The 262-nt window shown below is 62.6% G+C and carries 1 pseudogene; it reads right to left on the reverse strand.

Annotated features, from left to right (window positions below):
- Positions 1-262 (reverse strand): annotated as a pseudogene (locus ACLJNW_RS25990) (GGDEF domain-containing protein); the annotation flags it as partial.

The following is a 262-nucleotide window of genomic DNA, read 5'->3' on the forward strand; positions in this document are numbered from 1 at the left end:
GCACATAGGGGTTGTCCCGGAAGCGCGGGTCGAGGGTGGCGTCGGCCACCTCGAATACTCCCTTGCCCAGGATCGCATAGGCGCAGAATGAATCCCGTCGCGGCGTCTGCCGGATATCGAGGCCGATGCTCGCGCGAAACCACTGGCGCTGATGGTCGAGGATGGAAATGAGCGCGATGGGCGTCTGGAAGTAGGACGTAGCGGCGGCGAGGATTTCCTCGAATACCTCGTCCGCACCTTCTTCCAGCAGACCGAGTTGGTC

The organism is Salmonella sp. SAL4457, assembly GCF_046548235.1.
Taxonomy (GTDB): domain Bacteria; phylum Pseudomonadota; class Gammaproteobacteria; order Enterobacterales; family Enterobacteriaceae; genus Salmonella; species Salmonella enterica.